This is a genomic window from Dietzia sp. DQ12-76, from assembly GCF_014145045.1.
Taxonomy (GTDB): Bacteria; Actinomycetota; Actinomycetes; order Mycobacteriales; family Mycobacteriaceae; genus Dietzia.
The window spans coordinates 10,706-13,521 of record NZ_JAALDV010000381.1 but is presented as its reverse complement, the minus strand read 5'-3'; the positions used below and the strand labels follow the sequence as shown (position 1 = coordinate 13,521).

1 protein-coding gene and 1 pseudogene are annotated in these 2,816 nt (G+C 71.2%); both read right to left on the bottom strand.

The window, feature by feature from the left end; all coding sequences use genetic code 11:
* Positions 1-218: pseudogene (locus G6019_RS12905) on the bottom strand (hypothetical protein); the annotation flags it as partial.
* A gap of 69 nt (positions 219-287) precedes the next feature.
* A partial coding sequence (locus G6019_RS12900; RefSeq protein ID WP_182627741.1) for a bifunctional [glutamine synthetase] adenylyltransferase/[glutamine synthetase]-adenylyl-L-tyrosine phosphorylase occupies positions 288-2,816 on the bottom strand: 2,529 nt, incomplete at its 5' end.

The window sequence follows — 2,816 nt, the reverse complement described above, 5'->3', positions numbered from 1 at the left end:
CCGCCGACGAGCGCGCCCGAGGCCGCGCGGGCCGCCCCCGACCGACGCAGATCCGGGCCGAGCTCCACCTCGAAGCGGTCGCCCATGTCGTCGGACCCCAGACAGCGCACGCGCTCGTCAGCGGGGACCCCTGCCGCCCGGACCGCGTCGACGAACTCGTACAGCTCGCCGTAGGTGACCCCGTCGAGGGTGAGGGTGAGGTTCATCTTCACAGCCATGGCCCCAGGGTATCGGCGCGTCACCGGCCGGCGCATCGGTGACAACCCTGGTTCGATCCCTCGGACGACTCAGTTCTCACCCCAGAAGACGCGGTCCACCGCCTTGCGGCCGTGGCGGGTGACCCGGCGGTACTGGTTGAGGAACTCCGCGCCGTCGGACGACTCCGAGCAGATGCTGGCGACGGCGGCGAGGACCTTGCCCTGACCGGGGAGTTGGTCCACCGCCTTGCCGCGCGCCAGCACCAGTGCGTTACGGGCACGGGCGGCCATGAGCCACGACTGGACCAGGGCGTCGCGCTCGCTCTCCGAGATCAGCTCCGCGGCGGCGGCGGCCTCCAGCGCCTCCAGGGTCGAGGTGGTGTGCAGGCCGGGCACCCGAGCAGCGTGCTGCATGGTCAGTAGCTGGGCGGACCACTCGACGTCCGCCAGTCCACCGCGTCCCAGCTTGGTGTGGGTGGCCGGGTCGGCGCCCCGAGGCAACCGCTCGGTGTCGATCCGCGCCTTCATCCGCCGGATCTCCTGCACCACCTTCGGCGGCACCCCGTCCGCCGGATAGCGGAACTCGTCGATCATGTGCAGGAAGTCAAGACCCAGGTCGCGGTCCCCGGCCGCGAACGCCGCCCTGAGCAGGGCCTGCAGTTCCCACGTCTCCGCCCACTTGGAGTAGTAGGCGCGATAGGACGCGAGGGTCCGGACCAGTGGCCCGTTGCGGCCCTCCGGGCGCAGGTCGGCGTCGAGGTCGAGTGGGGGATCCGACGACGGCGACGAGAGCAACCGTCCCACCTGCTCGGCCACCTGGACCGCCCACCGGACGGCCTCGTCCTCCGCGACGCCCTCCACCGGGTCGCACACGATCATCACGTCCGCGTCGGACCCGTAGGACAGCTCGTCCCCACCGAGACGTCCCATCCCGATGTACGCGAGCCGGGCCGGCGGCGCCTGCCCCTCCGGGGACAGGTCCCTGATCACCGACGCCAGGGACGCCTCGAGCACCGCCCGCCACACCGCGGACAGACGCTTGCCCACCTCCGGCACGGAGATCAACCCCAGTACGTCGGCGGCCCCGATCCGGGCCAGCTCCGCTCGGCGCAGCGACCTCGCCGCGGCGATGACCTTCTCTGGGGTGCGGTGGCGGGACGCCGAGGCGGACAGCGCGGAGGCGATGTCGGAGACCTTGGACGCCACGAGCACAGGCCCCTCGGCCCCGTCGGTCAGGTCGGGGATGACCTCGGGGTTCCGCAGCAGGAGCTCGGAGACGAAGACCGAGGTGCCCAGCACCGTCACCAACCGGCGCGCCACGATGCTGTCGTCCCGCAGCACGCGCAGGAACCAGGTGATGTTCTGGTGCTCTTCGCACAGTTTCCGGTAGGCCAGGAGCCCGGCGTCCGGGTCCGGGGTGTCGGCGAGCCATTCCATGAACGCGGGCAGCAGCAGCGCCTGGATCCGGCCACGCCGGTTGTTCTGACCGGCGAGGGCTCGGAGGTGTCCGAGCGCGTGACGGGGTGCGCCGAACCCGAGTGCCGCCAGCTGCCGCTCCATCGCCTCGGAGCTCAGGGACAGGGCCTCCGCGTCGTAGGCGGCGATCGAGTCCAGCAGAGGGCGGTAGAACAGTTTGGAGTGCAGTCTGCGCACCCGGCTCCGGACCTGGCGCAGCTGCTCGAGCAACACCTCCGAGGCATCGTGCCTGCTGCTCGGACGGATGTGGGCGGACCTGGCGAGCCAGCGGTAGGCCTCCCGGTCGCCGTCCTCGGGGAGCAGGTGGGTGCGCTTGTAGCGCTGGAGCTGGAGCCGGTGTTCGAGCAGACGCAGGAACTCGTAGGCGGCCACGAGGTTGGAGCCGTCCTCGCGGGCGATGTACCCGCCCGCCCGGAGCGCGCCGAGCGCGTCCACCGTGCTGGTGACCCGGAGTTCCTCGTCGGTTCGACCGTGCACCAGTTGGAGGAGCTGGACGGCGAACTCGACGTCCCGCAGGCCTCCCCGGCCGAGCTTGAGTTCGCGTTCGCGGAGCGCCTCGGGGACGTTCTCCTCGACGCGTCGACGCATGGCCTGGACGTCCTGGACGAAATCGTCCCGTTCGGAGGCCGTCCACACCAGCGGGTGCACGGTCTCGTAGTACTCGGTGGCCAGGGCCAGGTCGCCGGTCATCGGGCGGGCCTTGAGCAGCGCCTGGAACTCCCACGTCTTGGCCCACCGCTTGTAGTAGGCCGCGTGGGACTCCAGGGTCCGCACCAGTTCGCCGGACTTGCCCTCCGGTCGCAGGGCGGCGTCCACCTCGAAGAAGGCCATGGATCCGATGCGCATCATCTCCCCGGCCACTCGCCCGGTCTTGGCGTCCGCTGGTTCGGAGACGAAGATGATGTCGACGTCGGAGATGTAGTTGAGCTCGCGGGCCCCTCCCTTGCCCATGGCCACCACCCCGAGCCGACCGGGCATGGGCGAGTCCGGGTACACCGTGGCGACGGCCACGGCGAGCGCGGCGGTCAACGCCGAGTCCGCGAGATCGGCCAGACGGCGGCCCACCTCGGCGAACGGCAACACCGGCTCGTCCTCGACCGTGGACGCCACGTCGTGGGCGGCCAGCAGCGCGACGTGGTCCCG